A 21,863-nucleotide genomic window follows, 5' to 3' on the forward strand; every position below is an offset into this window, starting at 1 on the left:
GGGTTTTCTGAACCCTGCTCATGCTTAGTTATCATATTTAGAGAAGGGGCGATTTAATGCGTGCGGTAAACTGGAACAAAAAAGAAGATGATTTTAGTTTAATGTTTTGGAAGCAAAACATCGCTCAGTTTTGGACAGAAGAAGAAATTGCGGTTTCGTCTGACAAAAATACTTGGGTGCAATTATCGAAAGAAGAGCAAATTGCTTATAAGCGTGTATTAGGTGGTTTAACACTTTTAGATACGAAACAAGGTGGCGAAGGAATGCCACTTGTACTGGTTCATCTTGAAAATTTACAAGCGAAAAGTGTATTAGCTTTCATGGGAGCTATGGAAGAAGTACATGCGAAAAGTTATAGTCACATTTTCACAACATTAGCTACAGAAGAAGAGATTGATGATATTTTTGACTGGGTAGACAATCATCCGTTACTTGAGAAAAAAGCTGGTATTATTACTAGTTACTATCGTCGTTTATTAAAGCCTGAAGTAACAAAAAAAGAGTTATACATGGCAATGGTAGCAAGTGTGTTCTTAGAAAGTTACTTATTCTATAGCGGATTCTTCTATCCACTTTACTTAGCTGGTCAAGGAAAACTAACAGCAAGTGGTGAGATTATCAACTTGATAATTCGTGATGAGTCAATTCACGGCGTATTCGTCGGTATTTTAGCACAACAAATCTTCGCAGAACTTTCTGCAGAAGAGCAACAAGAAGTGCAAAAAGAAACACAAGAGTTATTAATGGAACTATATGAAATTGAAATGGCCTATACAGAAGAAATTTACACTTCTATCGGTCTTGTAGAAGATGTAAATCGTTTCGTTCGTTACAATGCGAATAAAGGGCTTATGAACTTAGGACTTGAGCCGAAGTTTGAAGAAGAAGAAATTAACCCAATCGTTTTAAATGGTTTACGTACAGATACGAAAAACCATGATTTCTTCTCTGTAAAAGGAAATGGTTACGTAAAAGCAACGAACGTTGAAAAGTTAGCTGACGATGACTTCGTGTTTAACTTTTAATATAGGATTATAAAGAAAAACTGTCTTATTCATTGATAAGACAGTTTTTCTTTATAATTTTGTTTACATAACACTATTATTTTTGTATAGCGATTTATATTTGGGAAGTTCTATTCGTTTAACGGATAGAACTTTTTTGTAATTAAATGGGTATTTACAAACTTTTTGTATCGGTGTATTATTTAACTAGTACACTGATACAAAAGGAGGGAAGAAATGAAAATAGAGTTTTCTCCAAATACACCAATTTACATTCAGGTAATGGAATACATAAAAAAAGAGATCGTAACAGGACATTTATTACCTGGTGATAAAATTCCCTCTGTCCGTGAATTAGCGAGTGAATTACAAGTGAATCCAAATACGATTCAGCGTACATTTCAAGAGCTAGAACGGGATGGAGTTGTTGTCACACGTAGAGGAATGGGACGGTATGTAACGAATGAAGGGGAGAAAATTATGGAGCTGCGAAAAGAGATGGCGAAAGAATTACTTCATTCTTTTATAGATGGAATGGACAATTTAGGTTTTTCAGAAGAAGAAATTCTTACAATTCTTCGTTCTTCATTACATGATAAGAGGGAGGAGAGCCAATGACAGAGCTATTGAAAATAGAAAACTTATGGAAGAGATACGGATTAAAAGCAGTGATCCGTGAATTAAACATAGAGATTACGGAAGGGAAAATCGTTGGGCTTGTTGGAGATAACGGGAGCGGGAAAACAACGTTATTGAAAATGATTGCAGGCTTGCAACACCCTTCTGAAGGTAGTATTACAATAGACGGTAAAAAGGTAGGGTTACAGACGAAAGAAATTGTTTCATTTATGTCCGATAAGCCAATCTTTGATGATTGGATGACTGTAAAAGACGCTTTATTTTTCTACCGAGATTTTTATAAAGACTTCGATATTCAAAAAGCGGTAGATACGATTGCAGAATTTAAAATACCGTTAGAAGAAAAAATTACAGCATTGTCAAAAGGTATGGTTGAGAAGCTGCAGATTATTTTAACGTTTTCTCGAAAAGCGAAGCTATATGTACTGGATGAGCCATTGGGCGGGATTGATCTTGTTTCTAGAGAACATGTACTTGAGTTAATACTTAAATTTTATCGTGAAGATTGTACGCTACTTATATCGACTCATTTAATAAGAGAAATCGAAAATATATTCGATGAAGTAATCTTTTTGAAAGATGGAGAAATAATATTGCATGAAAATGTGGAAGAACTACGATTTCAAAAGGGTAAAGCAGTACATGAGCTGTTTAAGGAGGCCTATGAGAAATGAGTCAGCTTTTTCTTTATCTATATAATTGTAATAAGAGAAAGATAGCCATTATTTACTTTGGTTTTATTACAGTTTCATTAATTCTTTTATTTAATATGAAAGGAGTTTCAGGAGTTAGAATTTCAGGTAGGCAAGATATAATTATTATTATATTCTTTATCGTACTAGGTATAAATGGATTTGCAATTCTTTTAACAGGTATATCGTCTTTTCGGAAAATGTTAAAAAACTCTATGCTACGTTATACTTCTATTTCAGCAAAAAAGTATATATGTGCAAATAGTTTATTCTGTGTACTACTCTTTATGATTTTGCTAGGAATAGGAATCATTTTTCTATACTATTTTTCTTTAAATATTTACAATGGAAAAACTAATTTAGGTATTCAGCAAGCAATACACAGTTTATATAATTATGGAATATTACATCATATGTTATCTATTTTCTTATGGGGACTAGATTTTCTTAATATGCTAGTTTCTATTTATTTCATTATAGTAATTGTAAAACTATTAAATGTGAAATCATCTATGAATAAAGTTGCTTGTTTAGTTTTATTCGTCATTTTTACCGCATTTAATGGAGGAATAACGTATATTTTTCAGCAAATAGAAAAGTATGTGTTTGCTATAAATAATATTGGATTTATAGATCAAAATGGTTTTTTAAATACATCATTTTATTCTGGTACAGAGGTTACAATTTTAAATCTATTTTTTAATTGTTTATTAACAATTATATTACTAGTAGTTACAGGTCACATAGTCGATAAAAAACTAGAAGTCTAAAGGAGGAATCAGCATTGGGAAACGTAGTAGTAAAGTTAGAGAATGTTCGAAAAAAGATTGGTGGAACGGAAATTATTCGTGGTTTATCATTTGAGGTTCGTGAAGGAGAAGTATACGGATTCCTTGGACCGAACGGTAGCGGTAAGACGACGACGATCCGTATGATGACAGGTCTTATTTCAATGACAGAGGGCGATATTACAATTTGTGGACATAGTATTCGCTCAGAGCGTGAAAAGGCATTAGAGCAAATTGGAGCGATTGTAGAAAATCCAGAACTATATGATTATATGACAGGAATGCAAAACTTAAAGCATTTTGCAAACATGGCCATTACACCAATTAGTAAAGAGCGCATTGCTGAGATTGTAAAGCTTGTTGAGTTAGAGCATGCGATTCATAAAAAGGTGAAAACATATTCACTTGGTATGAAACAACGTTTAGGAATTGCACAGGCATTACTGCATCAGCCGAAAATCTTAATTTTAGATGAACCGACAAATGGATTAGATCCAGCTGGTATTCGCCAAATTCGTGATTATTTACAACGTTTAGCGAAAGAAGAGAATATTGCTGTAATCGTATCAAGTCACTTATTGAGTGAAATTGAATTAATGTGTGATCGCGTCGTTATTATTAAACAAGGTGAGTTTGTACAAGAGTACAACTTACATGAAAAAGTGAAACATGATGAGGCAGTCGTTGTAGCGTTTGAAGTAGATGAAGTTCAGAAAGCAAATGAAATCATTAAAGGTAAAGCAAAAGGGAATGTAATTGTAGCATCTGTAACAAAAGACAACATTCCGCAACTTGTAAAAAAACTTGTTCATGCTGATGTGCTTGTATACGGAGTTACTGTTCAAAATAAAACGTTAGAGGATGAGTTCTTAGCGATTACTGGGGGAGTGAAAGCGTAATGTTTAAATTAATTCAAAATGAATTTTTAAAGTTGCATGCGAAAAAAGGTATGTATATTTTAATGGGTGTCATTGCGGCAATCGAAATTTTAGGTACTTTAGCAATGTTGAAGTGGGGAAAAGGTGATGAGTTTAAGGGATCATATTTAGATTATGCAAACTCAGAGATTGGCTTAATTGTTTTATTTACAACGATTTTTGGGATTACACTTGCTGCCCGTACTCTTACTGATGAGTTCCAAAAAGGTACAATTAAACAATTGTTAATCCGTCCAAGAAAAAGACTTGCAGTTTTATTTTCTAAATATATTACAGTGTTATTAGCAATGTTATTTATCGTATTAGCTGGTATGCTAATTGCAATGATTATTGGCGGTATTGTAATGGATGGTAGTAAAACAGAATTAACATTAGGAATCGTTATGAAGTCCACTTTATATCAACTACTTTCACCGTTCTTTTTTGCAACACTTGCATTTTTCCTAGCAAATGTCTTTAGAAAATCTGTATTACCATTAATTATTACGATGTTCCTATTCTTCTTACAAGGTGCAATTAATATGGTATTAATAATGTTTGCAAAAGGTGTAGCGAAGTTTGTAGTATTCAACCATTTGGATTTAAGAGCTTACGATAGTAATAAATTAATCAATGGTGGAATGGAACCAACATTTACAGAATTTACGTTTACAACTTCATTATTACTTGTAGCTGCATACTTTGTTGTGTTACTTGTAGCATCAAGTGCATTATTCCAAAAACGTGACGTATTATAATAAAAGAAATCCCCGCTTGTAAAAACGGGGATTTTTATTACATAAATTTCACTTGGATTGCAACTTGAAGAACACCGATATGGTATTTTAAAAACTATGTTGTTTGAAAGTAATTGAGAAAAATAGGAAGAGTTTCAACTATATTCATATTATAATGTAGTTATCCGACCATTTACTTTTACTATCTTTGGAGGTGTTCTATATGCACTATGCATTTTCACGTATAAGGCTACGTAGCTTTTTTGGATGGATGATTATAGGGGTGTTCCTTATAATGATTCCATTAGATCTAACAAATGTTTCTGAGAATACGATGGAGGTTATTTCACAAATAACTGTATTTTTTGTATTTCCGTTACTTTGGCTATACGTAAAAACAAATAAAAATAATGTTGTATTTAACAGTTTTTTTGATAAGCCAGGACGTTTATCTTGGGGATTAATTGTATTAGCAACGATAATGGGGATGATTTTTTCAGTTGGCATATCTCAGATTCAATTTTACATATTAGCACATACGTTACCGAATTTCTTAGTTACTATGCTAGAAGACGGAAATGTTATTAATACGAGTAACGTATATATGACGATATTTACTTTCATTTCAGCATGTGTGTTAGCACCTATTATGGAAGAGGTTATTTTTAGGGGATTTTTCTTACAGCGAATGGCTTATAAATGGGGAATTAAAAAAGCTGTAATTATATCTTCAATTATTTTTGGCTTAGGACATTTCGATGTTATTGGTGCGTTCATGTTTGGTGTCGTTATGTGTCTTTTATACATAAAGACAAAAAATATATGGACGAATATAGCTGTGCACGCTCTAAATAATTTGATTGCAACAAGTATGCAATTTTTCGGTGGAGAAGAAAGCGGTACAATCTCAATTACTGAATTACAAGCGCAAAGTAATTTATGGATTGGTATCGGTCTTACAGTTGTTGGATTGCTTTGGTTAATTCCTTATGTTTGGAAACAATGGCGTACAGTAAAAGAAGTTGGCGTGCCACCAGTACGTTTTATAAATGAGCAAAAAGTAGTGAGTTCATCACAAGAAAATGAAGTGTATAGTCAAGTGATCTTAACCGATAGATTGATGGCCATAGAGTTACCAGATGAGGCTGTAAATAAGCTTCGGTTAGAAGAAAATGATTATGTAACAGTATCTGTAGAAGAAGATAAAATCGTTATAAAGAAAGCACATAATAGATAATTAAAAAGTAGCTCCTAAAGAGCTACTTTTTAATTTGTAATAATTTCTACTCGAAAATTATTACCGTTCTTTACATATTTAATATCTGTAACAGTGCGGACCGTCTTTAAAATCTCCACTTTTTCACCAATTCGCGGGATGGTTGGAACATTGTCCCAAATACCAAGCAAGTCATCTAATTGTGCCGTTTTTTCATAAAACCAGATTTTCAATGTAAAGCCCCTTTCTCGAACTTTATGTATTTTAATACATAATATATTATTTTTATTCTTATTGTAAGGGGTTTTTTTATATTTTTTGAATAAAAATAAATTAATCTTCTGGGAAGATATGTTCAATATCAGGAGTAAGAGATACTTCTGATAATACGATATGAGAAACTGTCGTTGCATATGAAGAAACATCATTGATAAATTCTTCAAGTTCAACGAGTGAAGGAACAGAAATTTTTACAATGTAGCATAAGCTTCCTGTTACTCGGTAACAAAAACTTGCAGATGGATAAGACTGAATAAATTGTTGCATACGTGTTGTATCACCATTTTTTAAAGTGATTTCTAAAATACAATCTAAAACGAGTCCTGCCTTTTTATAATCAATATCGATTGTGTATTTTTGAATAACACCTTCGCTTTCGAGCTTACGAACACGTTCTGAAGTAGACGGAGCAGATAAGTTTACTCGTTTCGCCAATTCACGCATCGAAAGGCGACTATCATTATATAATTCATTTAAAATTTTTCGATCAACACGGTCTAATTGCATTTGTAAATATACCTCCAGTAAAATAATGATTTTTGTAAAGGGAAAATATAAATTAAGATTCATATGAAATGTAAAGTGAACGTTATTTATTTTACAATAAAACAGAAGGAAATAGGAGGGGAAATGATGGAGAGAATTTCATTATCAAATGTAGGAGATACAAAGTTTCAAAAGTTATTAGGGCATAATTCGGATATATTACATTCGTGGAGTACGTTAGAAGATACACTGTACAATACAGGAACTCTTTCAGCAGAGTTGAAGGAGCAAGTGAGAAGAACATTAGCGTATGGGAATGAATGTCCGTACTGTATGGCAAAGGGAAGACCTGATGATGTGCAAAAGGCAGAGGAGATTGGTGTAGCTGTTACTTTTGCGCATACATTTGTTCATGACCGAAAAGCAATAGATGATACTATGTTTCACGTATTAAAACAATATTGGACAGAAAAAGAAATTGTAGAGCTTTGCGCCTATGTTTGCTTTATTACTGCGTCACAACAACTTGGTTTTCTATTTCAATTACAGCCAAATTAAGGGGGAAATGATGACAAATCAAATAGCACTTATCATAATCGATGTACAAAAGGCATTTCAATTACCAGATTGGGGCGAGAGAAATAATATTTTTGCTGAAGAAAACATGAGAATTTTGTTAGAAGAATGGAGAAAAAGGGAACGACCAGTTTTTCATATTCAACATGTAAATAAAGAAAATGCTCAGTCAATGTTTTATGAGAGAGCGGAAACGGTAAACTTTAAAGAAGAAGTGCAACCACTACTTGGTGAAGTGGTTATTCAGAAATTCGTTAACAGCGCGTTCATTGGGGCAAATTTAGAAGAGCAATTAAGAAAGAACAAATGTAATGCAGTAGTGGTTGTAGGATTAACGACAAATCATTGCGTGGAAACTACGACACGAATGGCAGGGAATTTAGGATTTACAACATATTTAGTGAGTGATGCAACGGCTACGTTTAACCGTAAAGGTTTAGATGGTAAGGAGTATAGTGCAGAGGATATTCACAATATGACACTTGTAAATTTACATGAAGAGTTTGCTACGATTGTGACGACAAAAGAAGTATTAAAATTATTTTAAGAAAATAATTGCGAATTATGTAGAAAAAAATAAGAATATTTCGTATAATCTAAGTGCAATCATTTTGAAAATAGGGGTGGCATCATATGGAGCAAATTTCAGTAAAGAAATTAGAAGAGGTACTTGTTGTAGCAGGGGATGATAAACAGAAGCAAAAGGAATTTTATGAATTGCTCTTATCTACTGAGTTTTATGTTGCTGGTTCACTAGAAGCAGAGGACGGGGCAACAGAAGGGATACTTCGTTTGCGTCATTTCCAAGGAGAAGGTAGATGGATCGTTCCGTTCTTTACACAAATGGAATTTGTAAAAGATGTGTTGCCAGAAGGAACGCCCCTTATTACGATACGTGGGAAAGAGTTATTTGGTAGCATTGAGAAAGATGCTACAGCTGTATTAAATGTTGGCACTGATATAAGTAAAACATTTATTCCAGAAGAAATTGCAGATATCGCATCTGGACGAATTTTTAATTATTATAAGTAAAAGGAAAAGCGTAATCGCTTTTCCTTTTTAATTTGAATATGGAGTGGCTATACCAGAAGAAATAGAGACTGTTTTATTATTCGTGTTTATTGTTGCTGTAGCTCCAAGTGGAATACCGATGTTTGGACTTATATGTCCAATTGGTAAATCGAATAGGACAGGTATATGATATGGCGCGAAATATTCATATAATATTGTTTGCAATGATTGAGAGGGCTTTGAAGGAGTGCAGTCGTGACAACTTGTGAAAATAACGCCCCTGCATTCATTAAACTTTCCAGATAAAAGTAGCTGATTTAACATACGGTCAATGCGGTACGGTTCTTCACCAATGTCTTCAAGTAATAAAAGTGTATTGTCCGTATTTATCTCGTAGGGCGAGCCAATTATACTTGTTAACACAGCTAAATTTCCTCCAACTAACGTACCTGTAACTGTACTGTGAGAGCTAGGTACGATACATTCTGATGCAGATAAAATGGTTGAATACGGATGGAATAGCTGATTAAAAGAGGATAAAGATAGGGAATCAATGCCTTTTCCTAGTTCTTCAATCATCGGACCATGAAATGTTATAAGCTTTGCATAACGTGAAACAGCAGTATGTAAAGCTGTAATATCGCTATATCCCCAAAAGATTTTTGGATTCTGCCTAATAACTTCATATTGAATGTGAGGAAGAAGACGAGCACTTCCATAACCACCTCGTGCACAAAAAATTGCCTTCACTTCATTATTTGTAAATGCTTCATGTATATCGTCAAGCCGAACTTGATCACTTCCGGCTAAAAATCCATATTTCTCGTAAACACTCTTCCCGATTATTACGGATAACCCCATCTCTTGTAATACATTCACACCTTTTAATACATTTTCGATTGTAGGTGGACCAGATGGTGCAATAATCATTACTGTATCACCTTGTTTTAATGCATTTGGATAAATCATTAAGCTCAGCCTCCTTCTCTTTCAATATATTCGCTTCATATGAAGTTCAACCCTTGCAAAAGCAGGGGAAAGCTTATCAAATAAAGAAGATATAAAGGAAATAGGAGGGGAAATGATGATTACAAGTCGAGTAACAGACATATTAAAAATTGAGTATCCCGTTGTTCAAGCCGGTATGGCAGGCGCGATTACGACGCCAGAACTTGTTGCAGCAGTAAGTAATAGTGGAGGATTAGGGACGCTTGGAGCGGGCTATATGAGCCCAGAACAAATTCGTGAAGCGATTTATAGAATAAGAGAACTAACAGATAAGCCTTTCGGTGTTAATTTACTTGTAACGAAAGAGATAGAAATAGAAGAAGAGAAGGTAGATGAGGCGAAAGTATTACTAAGCGGAGTGAATAGAGAATTAGGTATAGAAGTAGAAGGAACGTTAAAGCTTCCAAAAAGCTATAAGGAACAATTACAAGTGCTATTAGATGAAAAAGTACCGGTCGTTAGCTTTGCATTTCAAACGTTAGAAAAAGAAGAAATAAATGATTTAAAAAGAAGTGGAATAAAAGTTATCGGAACAGCTACCCATGTGAAGGAAGCGAAAGTACTTGCTGAGCTAGGAGTAGATATTATTATTGGGCAAGGTAGCGAAGCAGGAGGGCATAGAGGAACGTTTATTGGGAAAGAACGAGATGCTATGATTGGTACGTTTGCGTTAATACCTCAGTTAGTAGGGGCTGTTCCGCATATCCCAATTGTCGCAGCAGGTGGTGTAATGAACGGACAAGGGCTTGTTGCGGCATTGGCACTAGGAGCAGAAGGTGTTCAAATGGGATCAGCCTTTTTAACAAGTGAAGAGAGTATTACGCACGATGTGTATAAAGAAGCGGTTTTACATAGTACAGATACGAGCACAACTGTAACTCGTGCGTTTTCCGGGAAATATGCACGCGGTATTCGGAATGAATTTATAGAGAGACATGAAGGAAAAGAAGAAGGGCTTCCGGTATATCCAGTGCAAAACGTATTAACTTCTAAAATACGCCAAGAGGCAGCGCAGCAAAATAAGGAAGAATATATGTCACTTTGGGCAGGGCAGGCAGCATCATTGGCACGAATCGAATCAGCTCAGCATGTAGTGGAGCGAGTTATGAAAGAAGCGGCGAATGCAATCGAGCAATTACAAAATATATACAAAAAGACCACTTGAGTAATTCAAGCGGTCTTTTCGTTAGTTTGCTTTATAAAATTGTTGGATGGCTTCGTCGATGTAAACCCAGCCTTTCCAACCTAAGTGCATATGATCTTTTAAGAAGTATTTATCGTATTCATGATTTGAGAAGTCGGCAATTGGATAACCAGCTTTTTCAATTTGCTCATGAACTTTCTTATAGTATGCTTCGCGGCGTTCTTTCGGGAAGCCAGCGTAGTCGTACCAAGGACCTTTGACAGGAACAGAAATGAAGAGTGGTTTTGCACCAGATTGTTTTAATAAATCAAGTACAATTTGTAAATCTTCATATTCTGGCGATTGGTCATAAGCATCATTTTTTAAGTAACCTTCACGTTGCTTTAATTTTTTCTTAATTTTGCTATTGAAGTAACCATCTTCGATACCATATTCATTAGATCTAGATTCTGCTGCACCTGTTTGATCCGCATGTTTACGAGCCTCTTCCCAGTTCATTTGTTTTAATGAAGAATCGAGCTTCTCTTTGTGCGGTTTAATATTAAACATAGCTGTAAATAAATCTTTACGATCTAAAATGTTACGGTAAATATAAGCGAAAGGTTTAGCAGCAAGTGCTTTTACTTTATACTTCGTATCATCATAAGCGATACCTTCAAGCGAAATTTTTAATAAAGTTTCTTTTTTTACAATCTCAAAGTTTAATAAACGCTTTGCAATTTGTTTTTTCATTTCAGGTTTTAAATCATTGTTGAAAATGAAGTGGTAACCTTGTTGTTTTGAAAAGTTAGGTGCAAAGTGCGTTTCGTCAATACCTTGTGGTACAAACCATTGTGGAGAAAGAACGAATACCATTTTCTTATCTTTCAATTGATCCATTGTAGATGCGAAGTTTAATACATGTACAAGGTCTTGTGTTCCGCCGCGTCCAAGAAGGAATGGCGTAAATCCTTCAGGCTTTACTTTAAAATAATTAGATGGATGGAAAGCATCCATACGTGCGAATTCCGATGAACCGTACATCGGAAGATATTTTGGATCTGCTAACATCTTTTGCTGTAAAATCATACTTTGAATTTTTTCTTCTTTTAAAGAAGTAGCAGCTTGTTCTACTTTTTCATCACTTAAAAGTGGAAGTAGGAAGCGCGTTGGAATAAGTAAGAATACAGCAAAAAGGGCCAATGCTAAAAGCATCGGACCAAATTTTGCTTTGTTCATCGGATTTCTTCCAACTTTTTAATAACCATGTTTGGTGTAGCCCACTCGTCACGGTCAAAATCAGAAATAGAAACTTCAATATCTAAACGCTCTTGGAATTCAACTAATAAAGATACTACAGCGAAAGAATCAAGGATACCTTCTTCAAATAATTGAACATCTAAGTTTTCTTTCACAATATCGTTTTCACATACTTCTTCTAAAATATCTAATACTTGCTCTTTGAATTCTGCCATTTTTAAAATCTCCTTTATATCCGAAATTATTATATGTGCAACTTCTTAATGGAATAAGAAGGGTGCATTAAAAGTATCTGTTAAGGTGTCCAGAGAAGATTAGGAAACCGAAACATACAACGTGGAACGTAATTACAATCGCAAGGATGTGTGTAAATTTATTGTTTGGCCAAAACTTATGCTTCTTGTTTTTTCGTTCAAAAATATCGAATAAAATAAACAGTGCGGCATGGTATAGACCATAAATAACATACTGCGCAACAGCGCTTCCTTGGATGTGCCAAATTCCCATAATGAAGAAGTTTAACAATGCTCCGATATACGAAATGGTGTAACGGTTCTTAATTAACTTTTTCTTCGTTGCAAAAAAGACGAAACGCATGTAAATAAAATCACGGAACCAGAATGATAAACTCATGTGCCAGCGGTTCCAGAAGTCTTTAATATTACGACTAAGGAATGGCTTATTGAAGTTTTCTGGCGTTTTAATTCCCATCATGTAACTTACACCAATTACAAAAGAGCTATAACCAGCAAAATCAAAGAATAGATATAAGCTATAGCTATACATGTAAATCATATTTGAAAATATTGTATCGTGTTGAGCGAATGCTGGATCCATACAATATTGCTTTATTAAGTAAGCAATAATAAATTTATACAAGAAACCTTGGAAAATACGATTTAGTCCTGTATATAGTAAATTTTGATATTCTTCAGCGCTAGGTGGCTTTTGAATATCTTTTTGGAATCTTCGGTAACGATCGATAGGTCCTGTTGAAATCGCAGGGAAGAATAAAACGAATTCCCAGAAGTTAAAGAAAGAAAGCTCTTTAATTAAACCATCACGAACTTCAAATACCATTTGAACTGCTCTGAATGTTACGTAAGATATACCTAGGAAAACAACAAGTTTTAACTCAGGTAAAAACGATGCAAACGGCGCGATTTTTGCCAAAATAAGAGGCAAAATCGATAAAATAACAGCTATGCAAAATGTGAATGTACTATTATTTTGTTTTCTTAAAATTAAATAGCCTTTAATAAGGACATATTGCCAAATAATAAATGCAGCTAGCATCATTGCTTGCTTTGGTTTATCTGAGAAGATAATAGCAAGCATGACTAATGTTAAAACGGCATTATATTTGCGCAACATTTTACCTTTTAATCCAGCTATGATAGTAGGTATTAATAAAATGCCCACTATAGCGAAAAAATAAAATGATCCATATGCGGTCATGCTGTAACCTCACTCAATAATTTTTTGCGATCTACCTTTCCATTTGGTGTCATTGGAATAGAAGATTGATACATGAATTTACGTGGAATCATGTAGTTTGGTAATCGCTCATTGAGTTCTTTTTTGATTGCAGATGTTAATTTGAATTCTTTTTCAAACGAATGCTCCCCAGGAACAACAACCGCTAATAAATAATCGTATTTCTCACCTTTTTTAATTGGAACGATAACTGCTCCTTCTACGTAAGAACACGCACGAAGGTGATGCTCAATTTCTTCTAATTCCATTCGATAACCATGCAGCTTAATTTGGAAATCAAGACGACCATTATAGAATAGAAGACCATTTTCAACATAGCCAGCATCGCCTGTTTTATAGGCGCGCTCACCGTCAATCATAGTAAATGCTTTTTCTGTTAATTCAGGGCTTCCTAAATATCCAACGCTTACGCTTGGACCGACAATTACGATTTCACCTTTTTCACCATCAGGTGCGATCGTGCCATCTTCTTTCATAATAAGAAGGCGACAGTCTGATTTACAATAGCCAACTGGAAGTGATTTGTATTGATCAAGCACTTCTTCTGTAACGTGAATACCTGTTACAGCGACAGTAGCTTCTGTTGGACCATACGTATTCATAATTGTTGCTTTAGGGAAACGCTCAATTAATTTTCTAGCTACTTCATTTGGTAACACTTCACCGCAGAATAAGAATGTTTTCATGTTCGGTAGCATACTCTCAGAGAAAGATGCTTCCATTAAACACATTTCAGCGAAAGAAGGTGTGGAAGTCCATACTTGAATATCCGATTGCTCTAAAGAAGCAAACAAGTCTTTTGGACGCGCAATCATATCTTTATCGATTGCCCAAAGTGTACCACCTGTTACTAATGATGGGTAAATATCCATTACAGATAAATCAAATGAGAAAGGTGCTTGGTTTAAGAATACTTGCCCTGTTTGTAAGTTGAAATCTTCTACAGCCCATTTTGTAAAGCTAACAAGGCAGTTATAAGTAATCTGAACCCCTTTCGGATTACCTGTGCTTCCTGATGTGTAAATAATGTAGAAGTTCTCATCACCTTTTACCGCATGTTCAGGATTTGGAGTGTTCCCTTTATGAGTAAAGAAAATATCTTTTAAGTTGTCTTCACTTACGATGCGAACTGGTAAATCAGTTACAGTTACTGCTGTTGCCGATAAAAGTAATTTCGCACCAGAATTTTCAGCAATACGTTGTACACGATCAGCTGGGATAGATAAATCTACAGGAATGTAAGCATGTCCAGCTTTTACACATCCTAAAAAGTTAATAATCATTTCAGGTTGCATATGGCCATACACCATAATTGGTGAACGATCGTCTGGATACTCAGAAGAAATCCAATGTGCCAACGCATCAGAATCTTCCTTTAATTGTTTGTACGTAATTTTCGCATCTCGCCAAACAAAAGCGGTTTGATCAGGCGTTTCTGCAGCCCACTTTTCAATTTGTTCTAATAACTTCATAACGTTCCCACCTTAGAATTCATTGTAAATAAATGTACTTGTGTTTGTATCATGGAATCCATACAACCAAAGTAATGCAAATAAAATTGCAAGATAATAAACCGTCTTTGCAACCCATTGTGTGAGTGGTCGAGACCATATCTCTTTTAATCTTTCCATGTCTTTCCCTCTCTTAATGAAATAATAGCTCTTTGTAGGTATCATGTCCTACATTATTGTGAAAAAAACAAAATCCCACATTTTAGGTAAAAATAAGTCAAAAGGCTCTTTTTTGATATTAGCACTAAATACTAAAAAAGAAAATCCCTAACTTAGCAATTATATTACATTCAGCATGAATTTGTAATGGGTTTGACATGTAAATAGAAAGTGGATTGTGTGAATACATAAAAGTGGACTATAAGAATACGTAAAAATACAGTGTTTGTTTTTATTAATCATTTAAGACGGAGTAAACTTTTAAATTTCTAGTTCTTTTGAAAAGGAGGAAATTATCATGAATAGAGTGTGGAAGAATCTAATTTCGGAAGAAAATATCGTGAAATGGAGAAGGCATTTCCATAAGTATCCGGAATTATCATTTCATGAAAAAGAAACTTCGCAATTTATATATGATACATTATGCTCATTTTCTTCTTTTGAAGTAACGAGACCGACGAAGTATAGTGTACTAGCAATTAAAAGAGGTGTGAAGCAAGGGAAAGTAATTGCGATTCGAGCTGATATAGACGCTTTGCCAATTCAAGAGGAGACAAGTAAATCTTATACATCTGTGAATAAAGGAATGATGCATGCATGTGGGCACGATGCTCACGCAGCTATTTTATTAAGTACAGCAGAGGTGTTATCAAATATAAAGGAAGATTTTGCAGGTGAGATTCGTCTATTCTTTCAGCACGCAGAAGAGGTGTATCCCGGTGGGGGACAAGAAATGGTTGAGGCAGGTGTAATGGACGGTGTTGATTATGTAATAGGTTTACATGTTATGTCAGGACTTGAGAGTGGAAAGATAGGAATTGCATATGGACCGATGATGGCAGCTCCAGACGTATTTACAGTTGAGATTCAAGGCAAAGGAGGACATGCGGCGCGACCAGAAGAAACGATAGATCCTATTGCTATCGGAGCACAGATTATTACAAATCTACAACATATCGTATCAAGAAATACAAATGCTTTTATGCAAAGGGTTGTTTCAGTTACACAATTTCATGGGGGAACGGCTGACAATATTATTCCTAGTACAGCAACTTTAATGGGAACTGTTCGTTCATTTAATCAAGCATTGAGGGTGGAAGCAGAAGGGAAAATCGAGAAAATTGTGAAAGGAATTACAGAAGCACATGGAGGATCGTATACATATACGTATCGATATGGATATGATCCGGTTATTAATGATGAATATATTACGAAAATAGTAGAAGAAAGTGCACTACATTTGTTTGGGAATGAGCGTGTTGTGAAGCTTGAACCTTCTATGGGTGGAGAAGATTTTTCAGCATATTTAAGAAAAGCACCTGGTTGTTTCATTAAATTAGGAACAGGTAATGAAAATATATATACTTGTTATCCACATCATCATCCGAAATTTGACGTGGATGAATCAGCATTAATTTGTGGAGTGGAGATATTTTTAGAGACGACTATAAGATTACTAAAATTATAGAAAAACAAAAAAAGGCAACTGCACTCTATTGCAGTTGCTTTTATTTCTTTCCGTCAGAGAGGGCTGAGAAAGAACTATGCTCATTCATAGTATATGAATAGCTAACGGACAAGCTTGTACATTTTAATCATTTTTTTTAAAATAGTTATTGACATTGATAATCAATGTCAATTAATCTAAATATAGTTGAAATTGATAATTATTATCAATAGGATGGATGCGACATGTTAATGAGAAAGAATTTTCACCTTCTGCGGAGGGGATTAAAAGATAAAAATAAAGATGTTGATCAGCATATGGAATGGCAAAGAAATGTAATTCGGTCTGAATATGTAGATGAGAAGAAGAGCATTCAAACAGAAAAAGAGATACAAAGTAAAGGGAGAGGTTCAGTTGAGTAAGTTAGTAATGATTTTTGCAAGTATGAGTGGAAATACAGAGGAAATGGCTGACCATATTGCCGGCGTAATTCGTGAAACAGAAAATGAAATTGAAGTTATTGATATTATGGATTCACCAGAAGCTTCTATATTAGAACAGTATGATGGAATTATTTTAGGTGCATACACTTGGGGAGATGGCGATCTTCCTGATGATTTCTTAGATTTTTATGATGCAATGGATTCTATTGATTTAACTGGGAAAAAAGCGGCAGTATTCGGATCATGTGATTCGGCTTATCCGAAATACGGAGTGGCAGTTGACATTTTAATAGAAAAGCTACAAGAGCGCGGGGCAGCAGTTGTGTTAGAAGGACTAAAAGTAGAATTAACGCCAGAAGATGAAGATGTAGAAAAATGTTTACAGTTTGGAGCTGAATTTGTAAAACACCTTTCTTAATGGCAGAAGGGAGATGAAGAGCAAGTGCATGAGAAAATCTCAATCAAAACGATGACAGATTATCATTTGTATGATTTTATGCGTTGTCCGCATAAATTTTATTTTCGTCACATAAAAAGAAGAGAACCTTCTTCATTTGAATGGCAACAAATAGCACAAATGATTGTCAATCAAATTATTAACGAGTATTACACGCTACCTGCGGGTCAACAAACGAAAATTGTACTTTTAATATTAATAGAAAAGTATTGGAAAAAAGTAAGGATTAATATGTTTGCTTCGAAGACGGAATACTATATTGTATTAGCGAAGCTAACGGATCACTTATTACAGTTCGTTGAAAAGGATGATAGTCAGACACCACCATTGTTTTTATACGAGAAGTTTCAAACATATATGGAAGAGTTAGGTGTCCACATGTCATTGACATTTGAAGTTGGTGAGTGGAGTGCTGAGTCGTTTGTAATTAAAAAGTATGTTGTCGATGCAGATGAGGAAATGCTTGCTCTTTGTCAGAAGCTAATGACAGTATTCAGTTATAAAGCTTTCGGAGTTCTTCCAGGAAAAATTGAAGTTATTAATTTAATAGAAGGAACTAAGTATGAGTACATTCCGAAACAGGAAGATATTATAACTGGAATGGCTGATTTATCTAGAATGAAAGAAATGTTAGAGCAACCTGAGCATTATACAGAGCGTCATTTTCGTTCTGAGTGTATAAGTTGTGCGTTTCGTAGTGAATGCCAAGGGGAAGAAGTAAAGACAGAAGCGAAACAGAAGAAAAATATAGTTCATTAAAGGATGCAACTTTGCATCCTTTTTTGTTATTGACATGAAAAGCTTTTCATCATTTACGGTATATTTGTAGCAGATTTTAATAAAGTGAAACTTTAATCAGTGGGGGTTTTGTCAATCACCCACTGATTATCAGCCCTCATTAATCGGGCTACCCACAAATCAGAATAAAGGGAGGAATAATCAATGAAAGATGAAACAAAAGTATTTCAATGGTTAAAAGAACAAAATGCTCCTTTTGAAATTCAACTGCAAATTTTACAGGCGTTTCAATTGTATAAAGTTATTGTTGAAATGGATAAAAAGTTAATGATGTATGAGGAGAAAAATATTAGGGAGAGAATGTAATCTCATCCCTGTAATATCGTTTTTAGCTGTTCTGTGCCTGTAATGAATTCGAGTTCATTCTCTGACTCAAAATTATAAATAATATTATGTAGTAAAGGACTGTATTGATAAAAGGTAGTAATACGATGAATGAGTAATGGATCATGATGAGAAATAAGTGTACTGTACTGTTCATATACAGATGTAGTAAACTCATGTCCGAAATCATAATATAGTCCTGCAAAATCAAAAGCAGGATCGCCAATTTGCGCATCACCAAAATCGATAACACCTGAAATGCTTTTGTTATGCTTGTTAAATAAAATGTGATGATGAGTAAAATCAGCGTGAATGATTGTGTTTTGAAAAGTGGATGTAGCTAAACATGCAAAGAAATTTTCAAATAAGCGATTTAAGGCTAGTTTCTGTAATGAAGTAAGGCTAGTAGTGAGATATTGGTTTAATTTTGTTTGTAGCTCTTTCCAGTAGGTACATGTTTTTTCAATAGGGAAACATAGCGTTGTAACTTGGTGTAAAGGAATACTATGTAGTACCGCAAGGAAAGTAGCTAATTGTGTAATAATTGCTTTCAGCTTTGGATCCTCCAGCGTGGCAACTGTTTCTGTTTTTAATGGTTCACCATGAATGAGAGTATAGTAACTACAAAGAGGAACCTCATCAGATTCATTTTTATAAATTAGGTGATATTGTGGAACTTCGATTTCTTGTAGTGATTGAGTGAGAATTGCGCATAGTTCTTTTTCTAACGGAATTCGCATCGCATATTCCTGTTTTCGCGGGAAACGAAACAGTAGCTCATCATTTACTATAACTGCTACATTATCCCATCCTTCTTCATTTTGTTTATATGAATGTATAGAAAGATTAGGCAAAGCTTCTTTTATATAATGTTTGTAAGAGTCCATAATTGTTCCTCGTTTCTGAGTTAAGTTATTCTATTTTATGATATCAGAATTTTCTTTCTATATGTTAAAATATATCTATTATTATGAAGAAGGGCGGGAGTATTACGAAAAAAAGACTGTTAATCATTTCTCTATGTATCGCTTTTGTATTGTTTTGGTCATATAAAGAGGAGGTTTTTGCTACCTTTAAACCGATTGATCAGTACGAGTTAAATAAGGAGTTAAAGAACAAAAGTATAGAAAACTTAACTCATAATGAAATGAAAAAGGTAGGAGAGCATTTTGTGACCGAGCAACTATCAGTGTTTGGGTCTACTAATAAAGAAGATGTGAAACGAAAAGGTGAAGAACTATTTTTAAATAGAGGGTATGAACAATTAATGGGAAATTATTATCCAAATCGTTTTCAAGATTTAGAGTATAAATTTACAAACGAGGAGATACGTGAAGAGACCAATGAGAGTTTTCTTTATCAAGCTGTAGCGTACGTTGCGGGTACTGAAAATGGTAAGAGTAAGAGAAGCGAAATGAAATTGAATTATGAAGTGAAAATTGTAAAGGTTAATAATATATTTATGGTGCTAGAACAAAAGCAGCGCGTACAATAAAGGAAATTCATTGCTCAATAGAACATTTGAGGGTGTATTACTTAATGCGGAATAAAAAGACCCTTAAGGAATAAAGGGCCTTTAAAGATTTTCATTTTGTTGACCAAGTTCTTTTTGAGCAATATATAAATTCCCTTGCTCGACTTGTTTAAGAGTATGAACAGAATCTCCTGCATATCCTTTTTGTGTTTTAACAGTTCTTTTTGAACGATTGGAATCTTGTTTCTTCATATAATAGGCCACCTTTCATCAAAAATAAACGAAAATGATAAGTATGAGTAATACAGCAGCGAAAATGGTAATGCCCATTAAAAACGAAGTGTTTTTATATTTAGGTGGCTTATGTACATCTTGCCGATATCCAGGTGAAATTTCAGGGGCAAATTCTTCATCGAATGATTGCTTTTTTTCTTTGTCGTCCATATGTACCCACCTTTCTTTTTCATTATATTATACGTTACAAGAAAAAATATGCATAAAGAAAACAGCCGCTTTATTATTAGCGGCTGTTTTGTGTTGTATATTTTCGTTGTACTTGAAAGAGACGGATAAGTAGGAAGGCAGCGCCAAATGCTAGACCGATAATAAGACCGATCCAATAGCCTTTCGCGGCCCATTCTGTATACGTCGCTAATATGTAACCTAGTGGTAGACCTATTATCCAATAAGCAATTAAAGTCATAATTAGAGCAACATTTACATCTTTATAACCACGCAAAGCTCCTTGTACAGGGGTTGCAATTGCATCTGAAATTTGAAATAAAATTGCAAAGATAAGAAATTCTTTTGCTAAATGATGAACTTTTGCATCTGTCGTATAAATAGAAGCAATTTGATCATCAAAGAAGTAGAGAAGAATCGAATATAATAAAGCAAAGGCAAGGGCTAATCCAATTCCAATCAGTCCGTATTGTTTTGCATTATCGTAACGTTTTGCTCCAACTTCGAATCCAACCGCAATAGTCATTGCCATTGCTAAACTTAGCGGAGTCATATATAACAAGGAAGCAAAGTTCATAGCTGCTTGGTGAGCTGCAATAGTTGTCGTACTAAAATTACTCATCATGAGCGTTACCGCAGCGAAAATACTCGTTTCAAAAAAGATAGCAAATCCGATAGGGACGCCAAGTTTTAAGAATGCTATCCAACTCGAAAGAGAAGGTCGGTATAATTGTTTGAAAATGTTGAAAGAGGCAAAAGGCTCTTTCGTCTGAATAATAATGACTGTAATAATTAAAATGCACCAATATGTTGCAGTGGAAGCAATTGCTGCTCCGACACCACCGAGCTTTGGGAAACCGAAGTTACCAAAAATTAATAGGTAATTTAATATTACATTAATTGGTAATGATAATAATGTAATAATCATCGTTGTTCGAGTTTTTCCTAATGCATCAATAAATCCACGTAAAACAGTGTAAGTGAATAAAGGTATAATTCCTATTGCGATAATACTTAAAAATTGCGCTGCAATACGTTCCACAGGTTCTTCTAAGCGCATGCCATTTAAAATAGGTGAAACGACGAAAAAACCGATGAGGATAACAACGAAGCTAGCACAAATTGCTAAATAAACTGCTTGTATGACAACGTGGGGAACGTCCTCTTTTTTCTTGGATCCAACGAGCTGTGCAACAATGGGAGTAGTAGCCATTAAAATTCCTGTTAACCCCGTACTAACTGGAATCCATATACTTGTTCCAATTGCCACACCTGATAAATCAGTTGGACTTGCATGTCCTGACATCGTTGTATCAAAAAAACTCATCGCAAATAATGACATTTGCGTTACGAAAATCGGAAAAAATAGTAATACAAATTGCTTTAACTTTTGTGAGAATGAAGTAGTTTCTTTCATAAAATCCCCTTTCCGTATAAAAAAACAAACTCTTACTATCATACAATTTAATCAAAGATTAGAAAAGAAATACGCGCCTATAACATATGAAGCCAATAAAAAAAGGATGCACTTTGAAAAGGGATAAGGTATTATGAT

The 21,863-nt window shown here is 34.5% G+C and carries 29 protein-coding genes; 17 read left to right on the top strand and 12 right to left on the bottom strand.

Going from position 1 to position 21,863, the window contains the following annotated elements; all coding sequences use genetic code 11:
• Positions 1 to 56: 56 nt before the first annotated feature.
• From nrdF to BC_RS06770, 7 genes are all read left to right on the top strand, one after another.
• Positions 57 to 1,025 carry a class 1b ribonucleoside-diphosphate reductase subunit beta gene (gene nrdF, locus BC_RS06740; RefSeq protein WP_001203029.1) on the top strand — a complete coding sequence of 323 codons (969 nt, stop codon included), beginning with the start codon at positions 57 to 59 and terminating at the stop codon, positions 1,023 to 1,025.
• Between the two features lie 216 nt (positions 1,026 to 1,241).
• Positions 1,242 to 1,622: a GntR family transcriptional regulator gene (locus BC_RS06745; protein WP_000687512.1), complete on the top strand. Its 381-nt coding sequence runs from the start codon at positions 1,242 to 1,244 to the stop codon at positions 1,620 to 1,622.
• The gene (locus BC_RS06750; protein WP_000137738.1) at positions 1,619 to 2,317 is read left to right on the top strand and encodes an ABC transporter ATP-binding protein; all 699 of its coding nucleotides are present in this window, start codon (positions 1,619 to 1,621) and stop codon (positions 2,315 to 2,317) included. Before BC_RS06745 ends, BC_RS06750 begins: the two co-directional genes overlap by 4 nt.
• Positions 2,314 to 3,105: an ABC transporter permease gene (locus BC_RS06755; RefSeq protein WP_000080432.1), complete on the top strand. Its 792-nt coding sequence runs from the start codon at positions 2,314 to 2,316 to the stop codon at positions 3,103 to 3,105. The genes BC_RS06750 and BC_RS06755 overlap by 4 nt, the downstream gene beginning before the upstream one ends.
• 14 nt (positions 3,106 to 3,119) lie before the next feature.
• A complete protein-coding gene (locus BC_RS06760) occupies positions 3,120 to 4,022 on the top strand; it encodes an ABC transporter ATP-binding protein (protein WP_000528788.1) in 903 nt (300 codons plus the stop codon).
• Positions 4,022 to 4,798: an ABC transporter permease gene (locus BC_RS06765; RefSeq protein WP_000475455.1), complete on the top strand. Its 777-nt coding sequence runs from the start codon at positions 4,022 to 4,024 to the stop codon at positions 4,796 to 4,798. Before BC_RS06760 ends, BC_RS06765 begins: the two co-directional genes overlap by 1 nt.
• Positions 4,799 to 5,000: 202 nt before the next feature.
• On the top strand, positions 5,001 to 6,014 hold the full coding sequence (locus tag BC_RS06770; protein ID WP_000558806.1) for a CPBP family intramembrane glutamic endopeptidase: 1,014 nt from the start codon (positions 5,001 to 5,003) through the stop codon (positions 6,012 to 6,014).
• A gap of 29 nt (positions 6,015 to 6,043) precedes the next feature.
• Here the strand turns inward: BC_RS06770 and BC_RS06775 are convergent, their stop codons facing one another.
• Entirely contained in the window at positions 6,044 to 6,226 is a 183-nt protein-coding gene (locus BC_RS06775) for a DUF3913 family protein (protein ID WP_000707107.1), read from the bottom strand.
• Between the two features lie 100 nt (positions 6,227 to 6,326).
• Entirely contained in the window at positions 6,327 to 6,779 is a 453-nt protein-coding gene (locus tag BC_RS06780) for an Lrp/AsnC family transcriptional regulator (RefSeq protein ID WP_001175505.1), read from the bottom strand.
• A gap of 126 nt (positions 6,780 to 6,905) precedes the next feature.
• Here BC_RS06780 and BC_RS06785 point away from each other — a divergent pair, with 126 nt between their 5' ends.
• From BC_RS06785 to BC_RS06795, 3 genes are all read left to right on the top strand, one after another.
• Positions 6,906 to 7,316 carry a carboxymuconolactone decarboxylase family protein gene (locus BC_RS06785; RefSeq protein ID WP_000439759.1) on the top strand — a complete coding sequence of 137 codons (411 nt, stop codon included), beginning with the start codon at positions 6,906 to 6,908 and terminating at the stop codon, positions 7,314 to 7,316.
• Positions 7,317 to 7,326: 10 nt separating this feature from the next.
• Positions 7,327 to 7,881 carry a cysteine hydrolase family protein gene (locus BC_RS06790; protein WP_000184428.1) on the top strand — a complete coding sequence of 185 codons (555 nt, stop codon included), beginning with the start codon at positions 7,327 to 7,329 and terminating at the stop codon, positions 7,879 to 7,881.
• An 86-nt stretch (positions 7,882 to 7,967) separates the two neighbouring features.
• Complete coding sequence (locus BC_RS06795) at positions 7,968 to 8,366, top strand: SseB family protein (RefSeq protein ID WP_000435265.1); 399 nt, start codon at positions 7,968 to 7,970, stop codon at positions 8,364 to 8,366.
• A gap of 27 nt (positions 8,367 to 8,393) precedes the next feature.
• On the opposite strand, the gene BC_RS06800 is transcribed toward BC_RS06795, so the two are convergent.
• Positions 8,394 to 9,314 carry a S66 peptidase family protein gene (locus tag BC_RS06800; protein WP_000640062.1) on the bottom strand — a complete coding sequence of 307 codons (921 nt, stop codon included), beginning with the start codon at positions 9,312 to 9,314 and terminating at the stop codon, positions 8,394 to 8,396.
• 115 nt (positions 9,315 to 9,429) lie between these two features.
• Here BC_RS06800 and BC_RS06805 point away from each other — a divergent pair, with 115 nt between their 5' ends.
• Positions 9,430 to 10,518, top strand: coding sequence for an NAD(P)H-dependent flavin oxidoreductase (locus tag BC_RS06805; protein ID WP_000633255.1), 1,089 nt, complete (start codon positions 9,430 to 9,432; stop codon positions 10,516 to 10,518).
• Between the two features lie 21 nt (positions 10,519 to 10,539).
• On the opposite strand, the gene dltD is transcribed toward BC_RS06805, so the two are convergent.
• The 5 genes from dltD to BC_RS06830 form a co-directional block, all read right to left on the bottom strand.
• The gene (dltD, locus tag BC_RS06810) at positions 10,540 to 11,715 is read right to left on the bottom strand and encodes a D-alanyl-lipoteichoic acid biosynthesis protein DltD (protein WP_001030273.1); all 1,176 of its coding nucleotides are present in this window, start codon (positions 11,713 to 11,715) and stop codon (positions 10,540 to 10,542) included.
• Positions 11,712 to 11,951, bottom strand: coding sequence for a D-alanine--poly(phosphoribitol) ligase subunit DltC (dltC, locus tag BC_RS06815; RefSeq protein WP_000807310.1), 240 nt, complete (start codon positions 11,949 to 11,951; stop codon positions 11,712 to 11,714). The genes dltD and dltC overlap by 4 nt, the downstream gene beginning before the upstream one ends.
• A 67-nt stretch (positions 11,952 to 12,018) precedes the next feature.
• Positions 12,019 to 13,194, bottom strand: a complete 1,176-nt coding sequence (gene dltB / locus BC_RS06820) for a D-alanyl-lipoteichoic acid biosynthesis protein DltB (RefSeq protein ID WP_000127959.1) — start codon at positions 13,192 to 13,194, stop codon at positions 12,019 to 12,021.
• The gene (dltA, locus tag BC_RS06825; RefSeq protein WP_000770505.1) at positions 13,191 to 14,705 is read right to left on the bottom strand and encodes a D-alanine--poly(phosphoribitol) ligase subunit DltA; all 1,515 of its coding nucleotides are present in this window, start codon (positions 14,703 to 14,705) and stop codon (positions 13,191 to 13,193) included. Before dltA ends, dltB begins: the two co-directional genes overlap by 4 nt.
• Before the next feature lie 12 nt (positions 14,706 to 14,717).
• Positions 14,718 to 14,864, bottom strand: coding sequence for a teichoic acid D-Ala incorporation-associated protein DltX (locus tag BC_RS06830; protein ID WP_000440293.1), 147 nt, complete (start codon positions 14,862 to 14,864; stop codon positions 14,718 to 14,720).
• 337 nt (positions 14,865 to 15,201) lie between these two features.
• On the opposite strand from BC_RS06830, the gene amaA reads away from it, so the two are divergent.
• The 5 genes from amaA to BC_RS27590 all read left to right on the top strand — a co-directional run bounded on the left by amaA (position 15,202) and on the right by BC_RS27590 (position 18,354).
• Positions 15,202 to 16,371 (top strand): N-acyl-aliphatic-L-amino acid amidohydrolase, encoded by a 1,170-nt coding sequence (amaA, locus tag BC_RS06835; RefSeq protein ID WP_001082781.1) that lies wholly within the window; start codon positions 15,202 to 15,204, stop codon positions 16,369 to 16,371.
• 224 nt (positions 16,372 to 16,595) lie between these two features.
• Positions 16,596 to 16,772, top strand: a complete 177-nt coding sequence (locus BC_RS27585; RefSeq protein WP_000929023.1) for a hypothetical protein — start codon at positions 16,596 to 16,598, stop codon at positions 16,770 to 16,772.
• Positions 16,765 to 17,211, top strand: coding sequence for a flavodoxin (locus BC_RS06840; RefSeq protein ID WP_000041153.1), 447 nt, complete (start codon positions 16,765 to 16,767; stop codon positions 17,209 to 17,211). Before BC_RS27585 ends, BC_RS06840 begins: the two co-directional genes overlap by 8 nt.
• Before the next feature lie 24 nt (positions 17,212 to 17,235).
• The gene (locus BC_RS06845) at positions 17,236 to 18,009 is read left to right on the top strand and encodes a hypothetical protein (protein WP_000544574.1); all 774 of its coding nucleotides are present in this window, start codon (positions 17,236 to 17,238) and stop codon (positions 18,007 to 18,009) included.
• A gap of 183 nt (positions 18,010 to 18,192) precedes the next feature.
• Complete coding sequence (locus BC_RS27590) at positions 18,193 to 18,354, top strand: hypothetical protein (protein WP_000651085.1); 162 nt, start codon at positions 18,193 to 18,195, stop codon at positions 18,352 to 18,354.
• A 2-nt stretch (positions 18,355 to 18,356) separates the two neighbouring features.
• On the opposite strand, the gene BC_RS06850 is transcribed toward BC_RS27590, so the two are convergent.
• Positions 18,357 to 19,259 (bottom strand): aminoglycoside phosphotransferase family protein, encoded by a 903-nt coding sequence (locus BC_RS06850; RefSeq protein ID WP_000378982.1) that lies wholly within the window; start codon positions 19,257 to 19,259, stop codon positions 18,357 to 18,359.
• Between the two features lie 83 nt (positions 19,260 to 19,342).
• On the opposite strand from BC_RS06850, the gene BC_RS06855 reads away from it, so the two are divergent.
• Complete coding sequence (locus BC_RS06855) at positions 19,343 to 19,867, top strand: hypothetical protein (RefSeq protein WP_000715254.1); 525 nt, start codon at positions 19,343 to 19,345, stop codon at positions 19,865 to 19,867.
• Positions 19,868 to 19,948: 81 nt separating this feature from the next.
• On the opposite strand, the gene BC_RS27595 is transcribed toward BC_RS06855, so the two are convergent.
• The 3 genes from BC_RS27595 to BC_RS06865 form a co-directional block, all read right to left on the bottom strand.
• Positions 19,949 to 20,098, bottom strand: coding sequence for a hypothetical protein (locus BC_RS27595; RefSeq protein ID WP_000743742.1), 150 nt, complete (start codon positions 20,096 to 20,098; stop codon positions 19,949 to 19,951).
• Positions 20,099 to 20,116: 18 nt separating this feature from the next.
• The gene (locus BC_RS06860) at positions 20,117 to 20,290 is read right to left on the bottom strand and encodes a hypothetical protein (RefSeq protein ID WP_000341062.1); all 174 of its coding nucleotides are present in this window, start codon (positions 20,288 to 20,290) and stop codon (positions 20,117 to 20,119) included.
• 76 nt (positions 20,291 to 20,366) lie between these two features.
• Positions 20,367 to 21,725 (bottom strand): MATE family efflux transporter, encoded by a 1,359-nt coding sequence (locus tag BC_RS06865; RefSeq protein WP_000665560.1) that lies wholly within the window; start codon positions 21,723 to 21,725, stop codon positions 20,367 to 20,369.
• Positions 21,726 to 21,863: the final 138 nt, after the last annotated feature.

Source organism: Bacillus cereus ATCC 14579, from assembly GCF_000007825.1.
Lineage (GTDB): Bacteria > Bacillota > Bacilli > Bacillales > Bacillaceae_G > Bacillus_A > Bacillus_A cereus.